This is a genomic window from Agrobacterium pusense, from assembly GCF_900102105.1.
GTDB lineage: Bacteria > Pseudomonadota > Alphaproteobacteria > Rhizobiales > Rhizobiaceae > Agrobacterium > Agrobacterium pusense.
In genome coordinates this window covers 24,446-42,675 of the sequence record NZ_FNBB01000012.1, presented here as the reverse complement: position 1 = coordinate 42,675, position 18,230 = coordinate 24,446, and the positions used below count along the sequence as shown (strand labels likewise).

Genomic DNA, 18,230 nt, shown 5'->3' with positions numbered 1-18,230 from the left:
ACCGGCCATGACCGACACGACCATTCTCCCCCGCCCGGAAGTCTCTGGCGATTTCCTTGTGGCCGCGCTTTATCATTTCGCCCGCCTGCCGCGGTTCGAGAGCCTGCGTGAGCCATTGTTCGAGCTCTGCCAGAAGAACGGCGTGAAGGGCACGCTGCTGCTGGCCGCCGAGGGCATCAATGGCACGATCGCCGGCCCGGATGCAGGCGTTCACGCCGTGCTTTCCTTCCTGCGCGCCCAGCCGGAATTTTCGGCATTGGAGCACAAGGAAAGCCGCGCCTCGCACATGCCTTTCGTGCGGCTGAAGGTGAAGCTCAAGAAAGAGATCGTCACGATGGGCGTGCCTGATATCGATCCGAACCGGATCGTCGGCACCTATGTCGACCCGCGCGATTGGAACGAATTGATCTCCGACCCGGACACGATCGTCATCGATACCCGCAACGATTACGAAACCGCCATCGGCGTCTTCAAGGGTGCAGTCGATCCGAAGACGAAAACCTTCCGCGAGTTTCCGGACTGGGTGAAGAACAACCCCGGCCTGCACAACAAGCCGAAGATCGCCATGTATTGCACCGGCGGCATCCGCTGCGAAAAGGCCACGGCCTTCATGAAGGAGCAGGGCTTCGACGAGGTCTATCACCTCAAGGGCGGCATCCTGAAATATCTGGAAGAAGTGCCGGAAGAAGAAAGCCTGTGGGAGGGCGCCTGCTTCGTTTTCGACGAGCGTGTGTCGGTGGTGCATGGCCTGGCCGAAGGCGACCACCAGCTGTGCCACGCCTGCCGCAACCCGATCACCCCGGAAGTGCGCCTGTCACCCAAGTTCGAGGAAGGCGTCTCCTGCCCGAGCTGCTACGATGAGCGCAGCGAAGAAGACCGCCAGCGCTTCCGCGACCGGCAACAGCAGATCGACCTCGCAAAGAAGCGCGGCGAGCGGCATCTGGGGCGGTAAGCCCAGGTAGCTACAGGACTGTATCTAAATTTGGATAGAGCGGCGCCGCGTGTTTCTTCTCCCCGCCGGGGAGAAGAAACGAGAAGCGACACGTCGAGAACCTCACGCCCCCGCCCGCAGCGCAAAGAGCGGCGCATCCTGCCCGTCCAGCATGGCGGTGATCTCTTCCGCCGCGACCGGTTTTGAGAACAGGTAACCCTGCAATTCGTCGCAGCCGCACAGATGCAGTATGGCCGCCTGCTCTTCCGTTTCCACGCCTTCGGCCGTGACCGGAATGTCGAGTGATTTCGCCAGCGCCACGGTCGCCTGCAGCATTTCCAGCGAGCGGCCTCCCTTGTCGAGCGCCACGATGAGCGAACGGTCGATCTTCATCCTGTCGAAGCCGAAGCGACGCAGATAGCCGACGCTGGCAAAGCCGGCGCCGAAATCGTCGAGCGCGATATGCAGGCCGAGCTGTTTCAGCTTGTCTATTGCCGCACTTGCCCGCTCCGGGTGCTGGATGAAATAACCTTCCGTCATTTCCAGCCGCAGCCTTTCCGGCGGCGTCTTCGTTGCATCCAGAATATCCGCGACATGGCCGGAAAAGGCCGGATTGCGGAACTGCACGGGTGAAATATTGACCGACAGTTTGATGGACGGCCATTGCTGTGCTGTCTCGCAGGCCTTGCGCAGCACCAGCAGGCCGAGCCGGTCGATGAGACCGCTCGTCTCGGCAGCGGCGATGAATATGTCGGGCGGGACGAAGCCATATCCCGGCCTCTGCCAGCGGGCCAGCGCTTCCACCCCGGTGATGCAGCGCGTGGCGGCGCTGACGACCGGCTGATAAACCACCTGTATCTCGTCGTTCAAAATGGCGGAGCGAAGATCGGCCTCGAGCTGCAGTTTTTCCTCGCGCAGCGCATCCATTTTCAATTCGTAGGACACGTAACGACCGCGGCCGTTTTCCTTGGCCTGATACATGGCCATATCCGCGCGGCGCAGCAATTCCTCACCATTGATGTCCCCCGCCCGCGAAATCGACGTGCCGATGCTGCAGCCTATACTTGCCACACGCTCGCCTATGCTGAAGGGTTCGGTGAAGAGTTCCAGCAGTGACATACAGAGCTTGCGGCCTTCCACCCACACGTCGTCGCCCTGAATGGCGATGGCGAATTCGTCGCCGCCGAGCCGCGCCAGAACCGCGCCTTCCGGCACCAGCACCCTGAGCGCCGCCGCCACGCCCTTGATGAGCCGGTCACCCGCCGCGTGGCCGTAGGAATCGTTGATTTCCTTGAAGCCGTCGAGATCGAGATAAAGCAGCTTGATATCCGTCTTGTCGTGGCTTGCCCTGGCGACCATGCGGTCCAGCCTCGCGAAGAGACCGGCGCGATTATTGAGGCCGCTCAGCCGATCGCGCAGAGCTTCTTCCCGCGCCGCCGCCTCATCCGCCTTCAGACGATCGAGCGTGGCCGAACCGATAATGAGCAGCACCAGAAAGAACGTGCCGGCGATACCGAGCGCGGTAAAGACGACCGGCCGCGCCTCATGAAAACTGACATCTCCGGGCAGGTGCGACCGCCAGACGAGCCGTGCCAGCACCTGCCCCAGCGGATTGACGATATCCACGTGGTTGGCGGCCGTTCCCTCGCCATATTGCAGCTCCAGGCCCTCGATCACGTAGTTGCGGGCGAGTTTGTGCACCGTCGCCTGGGTGAGATGACGGGCAAAAACCAGATAGCGCCGCTCCGCGCCGACCGGCGGCAGCGCTCCCGATTTGAGCCGCACCAGCGCAACACCGGCAGCGGCGATACCATCCCCGGTTTTGACGAAACCCGTGACCTGCGAGGTGACGCCGGGACGCATGGACCGCACCCGTTCGATCATTTCCGGAAGGCCGGCGGCGAAATAGGTGCCGGGCACCCATTTCGCCGGCTTGCCATTCTGATAAGCCATACGGACCCTGTCATCCTCGTCGATGATAACGGCAGTATCGAAAAGATCGTTATTGGCCGTCATGTCGCCGTAATTGCTGGCCACCCAGTCGAAGCGATCAGGAGCATAGACATATTCGGCGGCATCGTCCCAGGCGGCGTAATCGTTGAGCGTCGCACCAAGCTGTTCGCGAAAAGTGACGAGAGCTCCCGCCGTCGTCTCGCGTGAACGGGCACTGTCGAGCAGGTTGGCCTTTTCCCGGACCTGACTGAGAGCGGAGAGGACGAGCGCCGTAACGATGAGAAGCACCAGCGCGAAGGTGGACAGCACAACGCCGACGGCGGTTCTGCGCCCGACCGGCAAATAGTCCCCAATGTTGCGCGGCGCAATCCGCATAAAATCCCCTTCGAAAGCATCATCTTGCGAAGGAAACATTCAAAAGCCGTTAAGCCGCGCCGTAACACCGACCCAAAAAACAACGGGTACAAAACGACAGTCCGACCGGAAATCTGAAAAATCCTTTCTGAAAGAACGGAAGTTTTTCAGGAAAAGTGGATTTGCGCCCGTCCGTAAAACAAAAACCTCCCCCGCGCGCGGGAGAGGTCATCATTTTCATCGTGATGGAGCGATTACCAGGACGGGATAACCGTGCCGTTATACTTCTCCAGAATGAAGGCCTTCACTTCCGGGCTGTGGTAGGATTCCACCAGCGTCTTCACCCAGGGCTTGTCCTTGTCCTGCGTGCGAACGGCGATGACGTTCGCGTAAGGGGACTTTTCGCTTTCGATGGCGATGGAGTCCTTCTTCGGGTTCAGGCCGGCTGCCGTGGCATAGTTGGTGTTGATGACCGAAGCGTCGGTATCGTCAAGCGAGCGCGGCAGCTGTGCGGCGTCGAGTTCGACGATCTGGATGTTCTTCGGGTTTTCGGTGATGTCGGCAGGGGTTACCTTGAGGCCAGCTTCTTCCTTGACCTTGATCAGGCCCTTGGAAGCAAGAACCAGAAGGGCTCGGCCGCCATTGGTGGGATCGTTCGGAATACCGACCGTCGCGCCATCCTTCAGCTCGTCAAGGCTCTTCACCTTCTTCGAATAAACGCCCATCGGGGTGGTGATGGTGGTGCCGACGCTGACGAGATCGAACTTGCGGTCAGCGATCTGGTTGTCGAGGTAAGGCTGGTGCTGGAAGGAGTTGGCCTGCAGCTCGCCGTCGTTCAGCGCCTGGTTCGGCACGACATAATCGGAGAACTCGACGATATCGATATCGAGGCCCTTGGCGGCCGCGATCTTCTTCACCTGTTCCATGATCTGCGCGTGTTCGGCGGGGGTGACGCCGATCTTGATCGTCTCGGCCAGCGCCTGACCGGCAGTGAAGAGAGCGGCGAGCGATGCCGCGAGAATAAGTTTCTTCATGGGTGTCTCCTTGGGTTGTTATTATGAACGCAGTTAATTCTTCCGTGTACGCTTGTCGAAGCTGCGCGCCAGCCTGTCGCCGGCGCTCTGCACCAGTTGCACCAGCACGATCAGCACCAGAACCACGGCCAGCATCACGTCTGGCATGAAGCGCTGGTAACCGTAGCGGATGCCGAGATCGCCCAGCCCGCCGCCGCCAACCGCGCCCACCATGGCCGAATAACCGATGAGGCTGACCAGCGTAAGCGTGAGCGCCAGCGTGATGCCGGGCTTAGCCTCAGCCAGCAGAACCTTGGTGACGATTTGCAACGGCGTCGCACCCATGGCGCGGGCAGCCTCGATCAGACCCTTGTCCACCTCGCGGATCGCCGCTTCCACCAGCCTGGCGATGAAAGGCACGGTCGCGACCGTCAGCGGCACGATGGCGGCACTGGTGCCGATCGACGTGCCCGCCACGAGACGGGTGAAGGGAATGATCGCCACGACAAGAATGATGAAGGGCGTGGAGCGCGCCGCATTCACGATGAGGCCGAGGATGCGGTTGGTCATGGGCGCGGGAAACAGTTCGCCCTTGCCGCTGGTGGCGAGGAAAACGCCCATCGGCACGCCGATGATGGACCCAACGATGCCGGAAACAGCAACCATGTGAAGGGTTTGCAACAGCCCTTTCAGCAGAAGGCTGAAGATCATATCAGGCGACATAACCGAGCACCTCCGTGTGAAGACCGGTTTCAGCATAAAAGCGATCGGCGCGCGCCGTAACCTCAGCCGAGGCCGGATAGGAGACGACAAGCGAACCGAAGGGCTCCCCGGAAATTTCCTCGATGGTGCCGGCGAGGATGTTCACATCGGGGCCGATTTCGGCGACGAGACGGGCCGTCAGCGGCTGGAAGGCCGTTTCGCCGAAGAACACCAGACGCACCAGAACACGATCGCCTTCCGCTGCCTGCGGCTTGAGACCAGAGGTAACCCAGTGCGGCAGCTTCACGCCGACAGAGGAGGACAGCAGGCTGCGGGTGGTCTCGTGTTTCGGCGCCGTGAAGATATCGAAGGTGCTGCCTTGCTCAACGATCAGTCCCCTGTCGATGACGGCCACCTGCGACGCGATGGTCTTTACCACTTCCATCTCATGGGTGATGAGCAGCACGGTCAGACCGAGTTCAGCATTGATGCGCTTCAGCAGTTCGAGAATGGATTGTGTCGTTTCCGGATCGAGCGCAGACGTTGCTTCGTCGGACAGCAGCAGCTTCGGCTGGGTGGCGAGCGCGCGGGCAATGCCGACACGCTGCTTCTGGCCGCCGGAAAGTTCCGCCGGATAACGCTTTGCCTTATCGGACAGGCCAACAAGATCGAGCAGCGGCGCAACCCGGGTCTCGATTTCCCTCTTGCCCATGCCTGATATTTCGAGCGGCAGCGCCACATTGTCGAAGGCTGTGCGCGAGGACAGGAGATTGAAGTGCTGGAAGATCATGCCGACGGAACGACGCAGCGTGCGCAGGCTCTTTTCATCGAGCGCCGCAACATCGACGCCATCAACGATCACACGACCGGTCGAAGGCTTTTCAAGGCCGTTGGCGAGGCGGATGAGCGTGGACTTGCCGGCACCGGAGCGACCGATGATGCCGGTGATTGAGCCTTTCGGCACGGCGTAATCGATACCGGCTAGAGCTGCGAAGCCGGGCTTGCCGCCCGTGCCGCCAAAGGTCTTGGTCACGCCTTCGAACGTGACCATCGGCTCCTTTGCCGCCCCTTCAGGGACCGCCTGTTCTTGGCGCGCGGGCGAGGCCGCACTGGATGGAAAACTCATTGTGAACTCTGGGAATGCGTGACGGATCGGGTCTCAAAAAATCCTGTTGCGGTGCTGAACCGCTCTCTTCATGCAGCCTTCGGGCACATTCGATGACAGCTGATTTTCCGGGTCATTTCGTCAGGCTTTCACTCAGAAATGCCGGGGATCGGCAATTCGATGGCGCATACTTGCCCGCACACGCCACCTTTTAACAGGGATGTTTTTTCAATTATCTGAAAAGAGAGGAAAAATCTACCGCAAAGCCGCGTGTGCAGCCCTGCGGCAGTCAAGATTTTGCGAGTACCTTGAATCAGACGCGGCTGACGAATTCTTCAGCGGGGCGGCGCACCTTCTTCAGGTTCACCAGCCAGTCGCCTTCCGGCTGGCGATAACCGAGCGGCAGGATGGTGACGGAGCGCAGGCCCTTCTCACGCAGGCCAAGGATTTCATCGAGCTTGGCAGGATCGAAACCTTCCATCGGAGTGGAATCCACACCCTCAAAGGCGGCCTGCGCCACAGCCATGCCGAAACCGATATAGGCCTGACGGGCGGCGTGCTCGAAATTCACCTGCTGATCGCGCTGCGGATAGGTGTTAAGCAGCATCTGGCGATAGGCTTCCCAGCCTTCATTCTTGATGCCGCGCTCTTCATTGACCAGATCGAACATATGGTTGATCCGCTCTTCGGTGTAATTATCCCACGCCGCAAAGACCAGCAGATGCGAGCCTTCGGTCACCTGCGCCTGGTTCCAGGCGATCTCGCGGATCTTGGCGCGCACTTCCGGATCGGTGACGACGATGACTTCAAAGGGCTGAAGACCGCTGGAGGTGGGCGCCAGCCGCGCTGCCTCGACAATGCGCTCAACCTTGTCTTCGGACACCGTCTTGGAAGGGTCCATTTTCTTGGTGGCATAACGCCAGTTAAGTTTTTCGATAAGCATGTTCGTTTTCCCTGGGAGGACCAGCCCGCCCTGCCCCTTGACGGCAGGATGGGCGCTACGCTTCGTAGCCCGTCTCACATAGGAGCCGGGACGGCAGGCGCAAGCAGGCACCGTGGGGTAACCGATAAAAAAGTTTGGAAAACTGATAATAAGGGGAGAGAACTTTTTGGCGTGCCCGCGATACATCCTCTCGACGTCATCCTCGGCCCTGTGCCGAGGATCTAATCACATTGAATAAAATCAGCAGGTTGCAGATCCTCGGGACAAGCCCGAGGATGACGTTGGAGAGGTTTCACCCCTTCACCACCCCATGGTTCCCCTTCGGAAAACCCGAAGCCAGCGCGCTGTACCACTTGCCGCTATTCTTCACCGTCCGCACCTGCGTTTCGTAATCAACATGCACGAGCCCGAAACGCATGCGGTAACCCTCGGCCCATTCGAAATTATCCATCAGGCTCCAGGCGAAATAACCGCGCATCGGGTAACCGTCACGGATGAGATCGGCGACGATGCCGAGGTGTTCGGCGTAATAATCGAGACGCGGCTGGTCATTCACCTCGCCGTTTTCGACGCCCATATTATAGCAGGCGCCGTTTTCGGTGATGTAGCACTCCGGCAGATCGTAACGCCTGTAGAGCGTCTCAACCAACGACTTCAGCGCCGGAGCGTAAACCTCCCAGCCGATATCGGTCTTCACATCGCTGACCGCCGGTGCGGGCATAGTCGCGGGGAATTCCGCGCCCGGTGTCGCGTCGTCGGCAACGCGCATCGGCGTGTAATAATTCAGGCCCCACCAGTCGAGCTTCTGGCTGATGATGCCGAGGTCTTCCGCCTCCACGACGGGCATACGATCACCCAGCGCCTCCATCATCTCGGCGGGATATTCGCCCTTGAAGACCGGGTCAAAGAACGCGCCATTGTGGAACTGGAAGGCCCGCTCGGCTGCCTTCAGATCAGCCTCGCCATCGGAAGCGGGAATGACGGAATGGGCGTTCAATACCAGCCCCACCGGCACTTTCGGCGCGACATGGCGGGAAGCTTCCACGCCAAAACCATGGGCGAGGTTGATATGGTGCATGGCGGCAAGGGCCGCCTCCATGTTGCGCTCACCCGGCGCGTGGATACCATAGAGATGGCTGAGCCACACCGCGCACCAAGGCTCGTTGAAGGTCGCAACCGCATCCAGCCGGTCGCCGAGGCGGGCCATGACGGTCTTGGCGTAACGCTGGAAGGCATGTGCCGTGGAGCGGGAAGCCCAGCCGCCATCCCCCATCAGGGTCAGCGGCAGATCCCAATGGTACAGCGTCGCATAGGTCTTGATCCCGCGTGCCTTGCAGCCATCAACGAGACGGTCGTAGAAATCCAGACCCTTCTCGTTGATCGGCCCGAAACCATCGGGAATGATGCGCGGCCAGGCGATCGAGAAACGATAGGCCTCCACCCCCATCTCCTCGATGAGATCGAGGTCTTCCTCCCAGCGATTGTAATGATCGCAGGCGATATCGCCATTGTGACGCCCGAAGACATGGCCTGGCATATTGCAGAAGGCATCCCAGATGGAGGGCTTGCGGCCATCCGCCTTGGTGGAACCTTCGATCTGGAACGAGGCAGTTGCGACGCCAAACAGGAAATCGCCGGGGAAACGGGCTGCGAGCGTTTTGGGATCGGTCATCGGAGAGTCCATCGGATGTGAAAGATCAGCAGCGGTTTAGACCATGTCGCCTGCGAGGTACAGTCGGGCTCGGCGGAATCTACAACGTTTCAGGATGCGCGGTGAACAGGCCCAAAGCGCTTTGCATGCGCAAACGTCACCGCAGCGAGTAGCGGCGGCATGGGAGGCAGGCCCGGTGAATGCGTGTGGAATGAGAAGTGGTGGAAGTATTTGCATGCACCGGGCCGCATCATGAAGACCATGATCATGGCCTCTCACCTAAAGCCTTTTCACGACATCTATCCGATCAGCCCTTCCCGCCTCTGGCCGTGCGGGACGCCTCTCCGAAACACGGTCTACCAGACCCATGCTTGTCGATGCCGGCAACCGGTTCGCAAAAGGCGCCGCGCGTATCGCCCTTCCGTTCCGGTTGCGGGAGGAATGATGCAGCCAACGGAGGCAATGGGGACGGGAGAGGAAGAATTTTTTCGGAAGTGACTGAAAAGGATGGAGGGGTGGCGCAGAGTTGTCAGCTTCTTCTGGAGCTGAACTGAGAGCGCCCCCCCGGCCCTTTGGGCTCCCCCGGCGGAGAGAAGAAATGTGCCGAGCCCGCCGCGTTTGGCAAGGAGCGTGAAGCTTGTTCTTCTCCCCGCCGGGGAGAAGTGCCGGAGCGCAGCGAGGCGATGAGGGGGCAACGTTGCCGTCACCCCCATCACGTCAAACGTAACGATTGACCACGTTTTCGAGATATTCCTGACGACCCGATTTCGGCTCGGGGTTGATATCCTCGCGCTCGACCAATGCCGCGATCTCGTCGAGCTTCAGCTCGCCGCGCAGCATCTTCTGGGCTTCCGGCGAATCCCACTTGGCGTAGCGCTCCTTGAGTGGCTTCGACAATGCGCCGTCCTCGATCATCTTCGCCGCCGCCTTGAGGCCACGGGCGCAGCAATCCATGCCACCGATATGGCCGATCAGCAGGTCCTGCGGATCGAGCGACTGGCGACGCAGCTTGGAATCGAAGTTGGTACCGCCATTCTTGAAGCCGCCGCCGGCGAGAACATGGTAATAGGCGAGCGCCATTTCCGGCACGTTGTTGGGGAACTGGTCCGTATCCCAGCCGGACTGGTAATCGTTGCGGTTCATGTCGATGGAGCCGAAAATGCCGAAGGCGTTCGCCATGGCAAGCTCGTGCTCGAAAGAGTGGCCGGCGAGGATGGCGTGGCCCTGCTCGATATTGACCTTCACTTCCTTGTCGAGACCGTTCTTCTGCAGGAAGGCATAAACGGTGGCGACGTCATAGTCGTACTGGTGCTTGGTCGGCTCCTGCGGCTTCGGCTCGATCAGGATCGTGCCTTCAAAACCGATCTTGTATTTGTATTCCACCACCAGATTGAGGAAGCGGCCAAGCTGGTCGAGCTCGCGCGACAGATCGGTGTTGAGCAGGGTTTCGTAGCCTTCGCGGCCGCCCCACAGAACGTAGTTCGCGCCGCCGAGCTTCTTGGTGGCGTCCATGCAGGTCTTCACCGTTGCGGCGGAGAAAGCGAAGACGTCAGGATCGGGATTGGTCGCGGCACCCGACATGAAGCGGCGGTTGGAGAAGAGGTTGGCCGTGCCCCAAAGGAGCTTCACGCCGGTATCGGCCTGCTTCTGCGCGAAATAATCAACGATCTCGTTGAGGTTCTTGGTGTTTTCCGCGAAGTTCTCGCCTTCCGGCCGTACGTCGGCATCGTGGAAGCAGTAGAACGGCGAACCGAGCAGCGAGAAGAATTCGAACGCCACGTCGGCCTTCAGTTTCGCGGCCTGCATGCTGTCTTCAAACCATGGACGCTCGAACGTCTGGCCGCCAAAGGGGTCACCGCCCGGCCAGGTGAAGGTGTGCCAGTAGGCCACCGCAAAACGCAGATGGTCTTCCATGCGCTTGCCCGCGACGATTTCATCAGGGTTGTAGTGGCGGAAGGCCAGCGGATTGGTGCTGTCGGGGCCTTCATATTTGATCTTGGCGATATCGCCGAAGAAGCCTGTGCTCATTGGGTGGTTCCTCCTTGGTGGGTTAGGTTTAATTGATGGAGGGTGTGGCTACCCCCCTCTGTCCTGCCGGACATCTCCCCCTCAAGGGGGGAGATCGGCAAGACGTTAACTTCGGCGCATCCTCCGCTGCGTTAGAGATGGCCGGGACGGTGCGGCGATTCGATCTCCCTCCTTGTGGGGGAGATGCCCGGCAGGGCAGAGGGGGGTGAAGCCCCACACGCCGTGTCTCAATGCGAAAGCCCCCTAATCGCCGGATAAACCGCGTGATACCGCCGGTAAGCCTCCTCATAGGCACCGGCCAGATCAGCCACCGGCTCAATCGTCCGCGCCGTCTCCGGCTGCGAGCACACCGCCACCGGATCAGCTCCGGTCGCGGCAATCAGGCCGAGACGCGCGGCACCGAAGGCCGCACCGAAATCGCCCTCGGCGGGAATATCCACTGGCACACCAAGCGACGTAGCAATCGACGCCAGCCAATAGGCCGAACGCGAGCCGCCGCCGATGGCGGTGACACGAGAGATCGAGGTGCCGGCGGATTTCAGGGCTTCGAGATTGTCTCTGATCGCGAAGGTCACGCCCTCAAGCACGGCCTGCGTCAGCGCCTTGCGGTCGCTCTCATGCGAAAGGCCGATGAAGGAGCCGCGGATGGCAGCATCATTGTGCGGTGTGCGCTCGCCGGAAAGGTAGGGAGCGAAAGTGACGCCAGTCGGTGCAAGCAGCGTGTCGCCGAGTTCGCCGGTCAGATCGGCGGCAGATTGGCCTGTCAGCCGCGAATACCAGTTCAGCGCATCCGTGGCGGAGAGAATGACGCCCATCTGGTGCCAGGTATTGGGCAACGCGTGGCAGAAAGCATGCACGGCGCTTTCCGGCTTCGGCAGATAAGAGGCATTGGCGGCAAAAAGCACGCCAGAGGTTCCGAGCGACACGAAGGCATGACCTTCCTTCACCGTGCCCATGCCACAGGCCGAGGCGGCATTGTCGCCCGCTCCGCCGGCAACCACGGCCCGGCCGGAAATGCCCCATTCGGAGGCAAGCTCGGCGCGCAGAACGCCCGCCTCATCCGTGCCTTCCACCAGAGACGGCATGTGTTTTTCATCGAGCCCGGTGGCGGCAAGCAGGTCGGAAGACCATTTGCGCGCGCCGGTATCGAGCCAGGAAGTGCCGGCGGAATCGGACATTTCCGAGATATATTCACCGGTCAGCCACAGCCGCAGATAATCCTTCGGCAGCAATACCTTGGCGACTTTTGCGAAGACTTCAGGTTCGTTCTTTGCCACCCAGGCGAGCTTCGGCGCGGTGAAGCCGGGGAAGACGATATTGCCGGTTATCTTGCGGAAGCGCGGATCAGCGTCGAGTGCGGCTGCTTCGGCATGGGAGCGGGTGTCATTCCAGAGAATGCAGGGGCGCAGCACCTTGCCATCGGCATCGACAAGTGTGGCGCCGTGCATCTGGCCGGAAAGGCCGATGCCCTTCACCGCGGCAAGCTCTTTCGGAAATTTCTGCTTCAGGCCGGCAACTGCGGTTTTCGTCGCGGCGATCCAGTCCGCCGGGTCCTGTTCCGACCAGCCATGATGCGGGCGCGAGACATCCAGCGAGCCGTTGGCCGAGCCGATGATTTTCTGATCGCCGTCCATCAGCAGGGCTTTGACGCCTGAAGTGCCAAGATCGAGACCGAGATACATGTATTTCTCCATTCCGGCGCGCCATGCGCCAAAGTTCATGCGGTTTTTTAAAGCCGCCGCCAGAGGGAAAACCGGCGGCCACTTGTCCTTCGGAAGAGTTTCTTCAGGGAAGATTGTCCCTGAGGAAGATATCGATACGAATACGTTCCTGCGCGGCGATGACGGGCAGGCCATCGGCGCGCGCCTTCAGGACGCGGATGGCGCTGCGCACCTCGTGACCCGCGTCCTGGTTGAGCACGGCATCCAGCAGCCCTTGCCGCAGCGCATTGGCGGTGGTTTCGGTGAGCTCATGGGCGATGACCGAAAGCGGTCTTTCGTCATCTACCGCTCCAAGCGCGCGGATGAGACCTCGATTACCGGCACCGAGACTGTAAATGCCGGCGAGGGTTGCATTGCCGAGCGCCTCGCGCACCAGCGCCTCGACGGTCAGCGGATCGTCCCTGCCCTCCAGCACCGGCAGCAGCCGCGCCTGGGGAAACTCTGCCTCGATGACGGCGCGAAACCCTTCCAGACGCTCGCGATGGTCGCGCACCAGCATGGAGCCGGCCACAACGGCGACATCTCCGCCGCGCCCGGAAAGAAAACGTCCCATCAGGCTCGCCGCCGTGCGCCCGGCGGCGACGTTGTCTACGCCGGCATAATGGTCGCGCCTCGAACCCGAGAGGTCCGACACCAGCGTCACCGTGGCGATGCCGTCTTCCGCCAGCCGGTCGGCGGCCTCCGCCACATCTTCGGAATCGGTGGCGACGAAGGCCACCCCGGATGGCTTTTCCCGGCGCGCAACTTCCAGAGCCTCGGTCAGAGCCGCAGCATTAAACGGCGGCACCTCGATGACGCGGATCGCCGTCCGCTCCAGATGCGAGCGGCTGGCCGCAGCCCGTACCTCGGCGCGCAGTGTCGCCATGAAGGAATTGTCGTTGCCGGGCAGGATGAAGATCATCGAGTAATTGCGCCCCTTGGCCAGATTGGCGGCGGCGATGTCGCGCACATAACCCAGTTCGGCAATGGCCGCTTCCACCCGCGCCCGCGTTGCGGCATGCACGCCGGGACGCATGTTCAGCACCCGGTCTATGGTGGCGAGGCTGACGCCCGCCCGCTCGGCGATATCGTGAACTGTCGGCTTCATGGCTCCTCCCGCCTCCTGCATATCCAGCTTTGCGGCCGCCGTAAATCGAAAAATGATGTACGTACCTCATAATTCATCAAATGGCTGCGGAATATCAATCCCGGCATGGGCTGAGGCTAATAGAGGGTCCGGCGGTAGTCCTGCTCCAGCTGCTCATCCATCTTCCGCAGGTCATCCCCATTTGTCGGAGTGCGCGACGTTTCATCCAAGATGATCTTGATAAGCGAGGGCATTTCCGACCGGGACTGGTGATGCGCGGGATCCCACAGGTGGGAGCGCCGGAACGCCTTGGCGCAATGCATGAAGACCTCATCCACCTTCAAGACGATGGCAAGTTTGGGGATACGATCCGCAACGCTCATCAGCTTCAGTAGTTCTGGATCGGTGCTCAGTGTCGCTCGCCCGTTCACCCGCAGGGTGTCGTCGAAACCGGGCACGATAAACAAGAGACCGACAATGGGGTTGGCGATGATATTGCTGAGCGTATCAAGGCGATTGTTGCCCGGCCGGTCCGGGATCGCCAGCGTGCGCGCGTCGAGAACCCTTACAAAGCCCGGCGGATCGCCGCGGGGGCTGACATCGGCCTTTCCCTCAAGGTTTTGGGTGCCGATGCAGAGAAAGGGCGAACGCCGAATGAATTCCTGCGCATGTTCGCCGAGCCTGTCCTGACACTTCTGTAGCGCGAGGGCATGTGTCGGCTCGAACAGGCCGCGAAGCGACTGCTCATCCGTGATTGCGAAGTCTGGATTGAGTTCCAAGGCCGCCATGATCTCCCCTCTGAACCGCCCTGCCCAAGGGGCCAAAATACCGGTCAGCCGTCCTCCCGGCCCCGTTTTCGCTACCCTTGCGCCTTTTTGAGGTACGTACCTCATAAATTGATATACATGGCTTGCCCGTCGCGATCAACAGTCGAAATCTGGCAACAGGCGAAATGGGGATTTTGGCCGGATATAAAAAAGGGGCCGTCATTTCCGACGGCCCCAGCTCTGCGGTGGATGGGAGGGGATTGTTATCAGTGCGCCGCGTCTGGCGGCGGCGCTGCCTTGGGTTTCTGGATCAGGATCGTCATGAAGATCAGGCTGGAAAACAGCAGCGTCAGCGCGAAGAACACATCGGCGAAGGCTAGAATCCATGCCTGCTGCGAGACCATGCCGACCATTTTCTTGACCGCGACGGATGCGCCGTCCAGCCCGTAGGAATCATAGTTGGCGCCGACACTGTTCAGCCATTCCAGCGCCTTGGGGTTGGAATAGCTGATATGTTCGGCCAGACGCACATAATGGTCGTCCGTGCGCTGCGACAGCATGGTGTTGATGACGGCAAGACCAACGGCGCCGCCGAGGTTACGCGTGAGGTTGAACAGGCCGGAGGCGTTGCGGATACGGGCGGGCGGCAGGGTGCCGAGCGCGATGTTGTTGATCGGCACCATGCACATCATCAGGCCGAAACCGCGCAGGATCTGCGGGATCAGCAGCTCGTAGAAATCCCAGTCGGTCGTCACGTGCGTCATGATCCAGGTGCCGCAGCCGAAGCTGATGAAGCCGATGGCCATCATCGCCCGCGGATCGAGCTTGGTGGAGACCTTGCCGGCAATCGGCGCGGTGAAGAACATCGCAAGGCCGGACACGAACATGGTCTCGCCGATCATCAGCGCGTCATATCCCCTCACCCGGCCGAGATAGAGCGGGTAGAGATAGGTCAACCCGTAAAGCCCGATTCCCATGACGAAGGAGAACAGCGAGCCGATGGAAAAGTTGCGGTCCGCAAAGGCGCGGATATCAACCACGGGGAACTCCACCTTGAAGGCGCGCCAGAAAAAGACGACCGCGCCGATAACCATGGCGACCGTTCCCATGACGATGTGTTCGTCGTTAAACCAGTCCTTGTTGTTACCCTCTTCCAGCACATATTCCAGCGAGCCGAGGAAGACGGCCATAGAGATCAGCCCCCACCAGTCGAACTTCTTCCAGAGCGACCGCTCCGGCTTGTCGAAATCGATCAGGCTCCATGTCAGGATGGTGACGATGATGCCGGGGATGATGTTGACGAGGAACAGCCAGTGCCAGGAAAAGGCGTTGGAAAGATAACCGCCGACCGTCGGGCCGATGGTGGGCGCGAGCGTGGCGACCAGACCGATGATCGGTGAGACGACCGACCGTTTCGACGGCGGGAAGATGGTAAAGGCGGCCGCAAAGACCGACGGGATCATGCCGCCGCCGATAAAGCCCTGGATCGCGCGGTAAACGATCATCTGGTCGATATTGGTGGCAGTGGCGCAGAGCGCGCTCGAGATCGTGAAGCCCGCAGCACAGGTGGCGAAGAGCACGCGCGTGGAGAGAATGCGCGCCAGCGTGCCCGACAGCGGGATCATAATGACTTCCGCGATCAGATAGGACGTCTGCACCCAGGCGATCTCATCCGAGCCGGCGCCGAGGCCGGCCTGGATTTCCGCAAGCGAGGCGGAGACGATCTGAATGTCGAGAATAGACATGAACATGCCGAAGACCATCGCGAAGAATGCGATGAGCCTGCGCCTGTCCATCGGAGGATCGGCGGGGATGGACGCCCCGCCCGTACCGACAACCGTAGCCGCCATGATCTTGCCCTCAACGGTGCGTCAAAGACGCGCCTTACTTGGCCTGCGGATTAGCTTGCGCCGTTCTGGTGGTTTCCGGCGCCGTGCGGGTATCGACATCGACAACAACGCTGAGGCCCGCGCGCAGATTATGCTTTTCGAGGTCTTCCTTGGAGAAGACGATCCGAACCGGCACGCGCTGGATGACCTTGGTGAAATTGCCCGTCGCATTTTCCGGCGGCAGCATCGAGAAGACCGAGCCGGAACCCGGCGAGATCGACTGGACCGTGCCTTCGATCGTCGCGTCGTCAAAGGCGTCGACATGCACGCGCACCTTCGAACCGGGTACGACGCGGGCGAGCTGCGTTTCCTTGAAATTGGCGTCGATATAAAGCTCGTTCATCGGCACCAGCGAAGCCAGACGCTTGCCGACAGACACCAGATCGCCATTCTGTACCGCGAGATTGCCGATAACGCCGTCATAAGGCGCCTTCAGAACCGTGAAGGACAGATCGCGGGCCGCCTTGTCGCGGGACAGCTGCAGCGAACGGATGGTGCTTTCCGCCTCCTGACGCTGGGCGCGCAGGAGCTCCACATTGGCCTTGGCCGAGGCGATGGCGGCATCGCCGGCCACGACATTCGCCTTGGCCTGATCGAGCGCGACCTGCGCATTATCGGACGCGGCAACCGTGCCGACATCCTTTGCCTGCAGCTGGCTTGCGCGCTTCTGGGTGATTTCCGCACCACGAAGGGCTGCATCCAGCGCGCCCTTCTGGGCAACGGCCTGCTCGAGCGCCGCTTCGCCGCCGATGATCTGCGCATCGATACGCTTCAGAGACAGTTCCTCGGTGCGGATCTGCGCTTCGGCCTGGTCAAGCGCGATACGATAATCGCCGTCGTCAAGCGTCACCAGCGGGTCGCCCGCCTTGACTTCCTGGTTCTCGACCACGTTCACCCTGGCGACGTAACCGGAAACCTTCGGCGCGATGACCGCGATGTCACCTTCGATATAGGCGTCGTCCGTCGACACCAGGAAGCGACCATCGATCCACCAGTTGTAACCGTACCAGCCAGCACCGGCCAGCAGTGCAATGGCAATGACAGGCAGAAGCTTCGAGCGCTTCTTCTGCTTTGGTGCCGGCGCTGCCTGCGGCTGCTGGGAAGGCGCCTCCGCCGGCTTTGCGGGAGAGGTCTCGGCCTTGGCGGAGATATCCGCCTCTTCCGCATCGTTGACGGCGCGAACCGCATTATTCTTCTGGGCCGACATGAGAGAGCTTACCGTGATAGATTGAAGAAAGTTTTTCGAACTGAACCGTTCGGTTCGATTGACATAATCTCTTTCCTGACACATATCAAGTGTTATCGAACCGATTGGTTCGACGTTCGGTTAATTTTTTTTACGCCGTTGTGATGCTATGAGGGCGGTAGCGATGGCAGGTGAAGACAGGGATATGGAGACGGAAACGGAAACGGGCTGTCCGGGCAATGCCGCCGGGCGTTTTGCGGCGGGCGAAGACCCGGCCAAACGCGAGCAGATTCTGGCAGGTGCGTGGCGTGTGTTCAAGCGCAAGGGCTTCGATGCGGCCAGCATGAACGACATCACGCGTGAAGCGGGCGTTTCCAAGGGCACGATCTACGTCTATTTCTCCAACAAGGAGGATCTGTTCGTTGCGCTCGTCGACCACCATCGCAACGAATTCGCCACCTCCATGCGCCATATCCTTGAGGGCACCGAGGAGGTGCGCGAGGGGCTGGAGCAGTTCGGCAAGGCCTTTGCCAACAAGATGATCTGTTCGGACATGATCCCCGCCATGCGTTCGGTGCTCGGCGTCATCGATCGCATGCCAAAACTGGCGCAGCGCTTTTTCCTGTCGGCTCCGAACAACGTACGCACCGTGCTCCTGGATTTCATCCAACATCAGGTCGAGATCGGCCATCTGAAAGTGGACGATCCTGAACTGGCCGCCCGGCAATATATCGAGCTTTCCACCGGCACCTTCTTCAAGCTGCGGCTGTTCGGCGAACTGGAAGGCCCGGTTCCCGACGAGGAACTGGACCGGGTTATCAGCAGCGCCATCAACGTATTCATGGCGGCTTACGGAACAGACAAGGCCTGAGACCATTCAGCAAGGGACGGCCTGACCGGCATCGGGCCGGCAAGGCAATG

The 18,230-nt window shown here is 60.6% G+C and carries 14 protein-coding genes; 2 read left to right on the top strand and 12 right to left on the bottom strand.

What is annotated here, in order from left to right; translation table 11 throughout:
• The first annotated feature begins 7 nt into the window (after nucleotides 1–7).
• Nucleotides 8–952 carry an oxygen-dependent tRNA uridine(34) hydroxylase TrhO gene (trhO, locus tag BLU28_RS21520; protein ID WP_004445192.1) on the top strand — a complete coding sequence of 315 codons (945 nt, stop codon included), beginning with the start codon at nucleotides 8–10 and terminating at the stop codon, nucleotides 950–952.
• Between the two features lie 102 nt (nucleotides 953–1,054).
• Here the strand turns inward: trhO and BLU28_RS21515 are convergent, their stop codons facing one another.
• The 12 genes from BLU28_RS21515 to BLU28_RS21450 all read right to left on the bottom strand — a co-directional run bounded on the left by BLU28_RS21515 (nucleotide 1,055) and on the right by BLU28_RS21450 (nucleotide 17,330).
• Nucleotides 1,055–3,298: a bifunctional diguanylate cyclase/phosphodiesterase gene (locus BLU28_RS21515; protein ID WP_175477720.1), complete on the bottom strand. Its 2,244-nt coding sequence runs from the start codon at nucleotides 3,296–3,298 to the stop codon at nucleotides 1,055–1,057.
• Nucleotides 3,299–3,492: 194 nt separating this feature from the next.
• Entirely contained in the window at nucleotides 3,493–4,272 is a 780-nt protein-coding gene (locus tag BLU28_RS21510) for a MetQ/NlpA family ABC transporter substrate-binding protein (protein ID WP_006699526.1), read from the bottom strand.
• Nucleotides 4,273–4,305: 33 nt separating this feature from the next.
• Nucleotides 4,306–4,974, bottom strand: coding sequence for a methionine ABC transporter permease (locus BLU28_RS21505; RefSeq protein WP_004445202.1), 669 nt, complete (start codon nucleotides 4,972–4,974; stop codon nucleotides 4,306–4,308).
• The gene (locus tag BLU28_RS21500; protein WP_077986919.1) at nucleotides 4,964–6,004 is read right to left on the bottom strand and encodes a methionine ABC transporter ATP-binding protein; all 1,041 of its coding nucleotides are present in this window, start codon (nucleotides 6,002–6,004) and stop codon (nucleotides 4,964–4,966) included. Before BLU28_RS21500 ends, BLU28_RS21505 begins: the two co-directional genes overlap by 11 nt.
• Nucleotides 6,005–6,371: 367 nt before the next feature.
• On the bottom strand, nucleotides 6,372–7,001 hold the full coding sequence (locus tag BLU28_RS21495) for an NAD(P)H-dependent oxidoreductase (RefSeq protein WP_004445205.1): 630 nt from the start codon (nucleotides 6,999–7,001) through the stop codon (nucleotides 6,372–6,374).
• 292 nt (nucleotides 7,002–7,293) lie between these two features.
• Nucleotides 7,294–8,673 (bottom strand): GH1 family beta-glucosidase, encoded by a 1,380-nt coding sequence (locus BLU28_RS21485; RefSeq protein WP_077986965.1) that lies wholly within the window; start codon nucleotides 8,671–8,673, stop codon nucleotides 7,294–7,296.
• Nucleotides 8,674–9,369: 696 nt separating this feature from the next.
• Nucleotides 9,370–10,680: a xylose isomerase gene (xylA, locus tag BLU28_RS21475; protein WP_077986918.1), complete on the bottom strand. Its 1,311-nt coding sequence runs from the start codon at nucleotides 10,678–10,680 to the stop codon at nucleotides 9,370–9,372.
• Nucleotides 10,681–10,907: 227 nt separating this feature from the next.
• A complete protein-coding gene (gene xylB / locus BLU28_RS21470; protein ID WP_072493040.1) occupies nucleotides 10,908–12,362 on the bottom strand; it encodes a xylulokinase in 1,455 nt (484 codons plus the stop codon).
• A gap of 103 nt (nucleotides 12,363–12,465) precedes the next feature.
• A complete protein-coding gene (locus BLU28_RS21465; RefSeq protein WP_035207134.1) occupies nucleotides 12,466–13,488 on the bottom strand; it encodes a LacI family DNA-binding transcriptional regulator in 1,023 nt (340 codons plus the stop codon).
• Nucleotides 13,489–13,604: 116 nt separating this feature from the next.
• Nucleotides 13,605–14,255, bottom strand: a complete 651-nt coding sequence (locus tag BLU28_RS21460) for a pyridoxamine 5'-phosphate oxidase family protein (protein WP_037092303.1) — start codon at nucleotides 14,253–14,255, stop codon at nucleotides 13,605–13,607.
• 245 nt (nucleotides 14,256–14,500) lie between these two features.
• Nucleotides 14,501–16,084, bottom strand: coding sequence for a DHA2 family efflux MFS transporter permease subunit (locus BLU28_RS21455; RefSeq protein WP_077986917.1), 1,584 nt, complete (start codon nucleotides 16,082–16,084; stop codon nucleotides 14,501–14,503).
• A gap of 34 nt (nucleotides 16,085–16,118) precedes the next feature.
• On the bottom strand, nucleotides 16,119–17,330 hold the full coding sequence (locus BLU28_RS21450) for an HlyD family secretion protein (protein WP_004445212.1): 1,212 nt from the start codon (nucleotides 17,328–17,330) through the stop codon (nucleotides 16,119–16,121).
• Nucleotides 17,331–17,493: 163 nt separating this feature from the next.
• Here BLU28_RS21450 and BLU28_RS21445 point away from each other — a divergent pair, with 163 nt between their 5' ends.
• A complete protein-coding gene (locus tag BLU28_RS21445) occupies nucleotides 17,494–18,180 on the top strand; it encodes a TetR/AcrR family transcriptional regulator (RefSeq protein ID WP_004445213.1) in 687 nt (228 codons plus the stop codon).
• Nucleotides 18,181–18,230: the final 50 nt, after the last annotated feature.

Excerpts from the sequence above, each read along its gene's own strand:
- trhO (WP_004445192.1), top strand. The coding sequence starts at position 8 with ATGACCGACACGACCATTCTCCCCCGCCCGGAAGTCTCTGGCGATTTC.
- BLU28_RS21515 (WP_175477720.1), bottom strand. The coding sequence starts at position 3,298 with ATGTTTCCTTCGCAAGATGATGCTTTCGAAGGGGATTTTATGCGGATT.
- BLU28_RS21510 (WP_006699526.1), bottom strand. The coding sequence starts at position 4,272 with ATGAAGAAACTTATTCTCGCGGCATCGCTCGCCGCTCTCTTCACTGCC.
- BLU28_RS21505 (WP_004445202.1), bottom strand. The coding sequence starts at position 4,974 with ATGTCGCCTGATATGATCTTCAGCCTTCTGCTGAAAGGGCTGTTGCAA.
- BLU28_RS21500 (WP_077986919.1), bottom strand. The coding sequence starts at position 6,004 with ATGGTCACGTTCGAAGGCGTGACCAAGACCTTTGGCGGCACGGGCGGC.
- BLU28_RS21495 (WP_004445205.1), bottom strand. The coding sequence starts at position 7,001 with ATGCTTATCGAAAAACTTAACTGGCGTTATGCCACCAAGAAAATGGAC.
- BLU28_RS21485 (WP_077986965.1), bottom strand. The coding sequence starts at position 8,673 with ATGACCGATCCCAAAACGCTCGCAGCCCGTTTCCCCGGCGATTTCCTG.
- xylA (WP_077986918.1), bottom strand. The coding sequence starts at position 10,680 with ATGAGCACAGGCTTCTTCGGCGATATCGCCAAGATCAAATATGAAGGC.
- xylB (WP_072493040.1), bottom strand. The coding sequence starts at position 12,362 with ATGTATCTCGGTCTCGATCTTGGCACTTCAGGCGTCAAAGCCCTGCTG.
- BLU28_RS21465 (WP_035207134.1), bottom strand. The coding sequence starts at position 13,488 with ATGAAGCCGACAGTTCACGATATCGCCGAGCGGGCGGGCGTCAGCCTC.
- BLU28_RS21460 (WP_037092303.1), bottom strand. The coding sequence starts at position 14,255 with ATGGCGGCCTTGGAACTCAATCCAGACTTCGCAATCACGGATGAGCAG.
- BLU28_RS21455 (WP_077986917.1), bottom strand. The coding sequence starts at position 16,084 with ATGGCGGCTACGGTTGTCGGTACGGGCGGGGCGTCCATCCCCGCCGAT.
- BLU28_RS21450 (WP_004445212.1), bottom strand. The coding sequence starts at position 17,330 with ATGTCGGCCCAGAAGAATAATGCGGTTCGCGCCGTCAACGATGCGGAA.
- BLU28_RS21445 (WP_004445213.1), top strand. The coding sequence starts at position 17,494 with ATGGCAGGTGAAGACAGGGATATGGAGACGGAAACGGAAACGGGCTGT.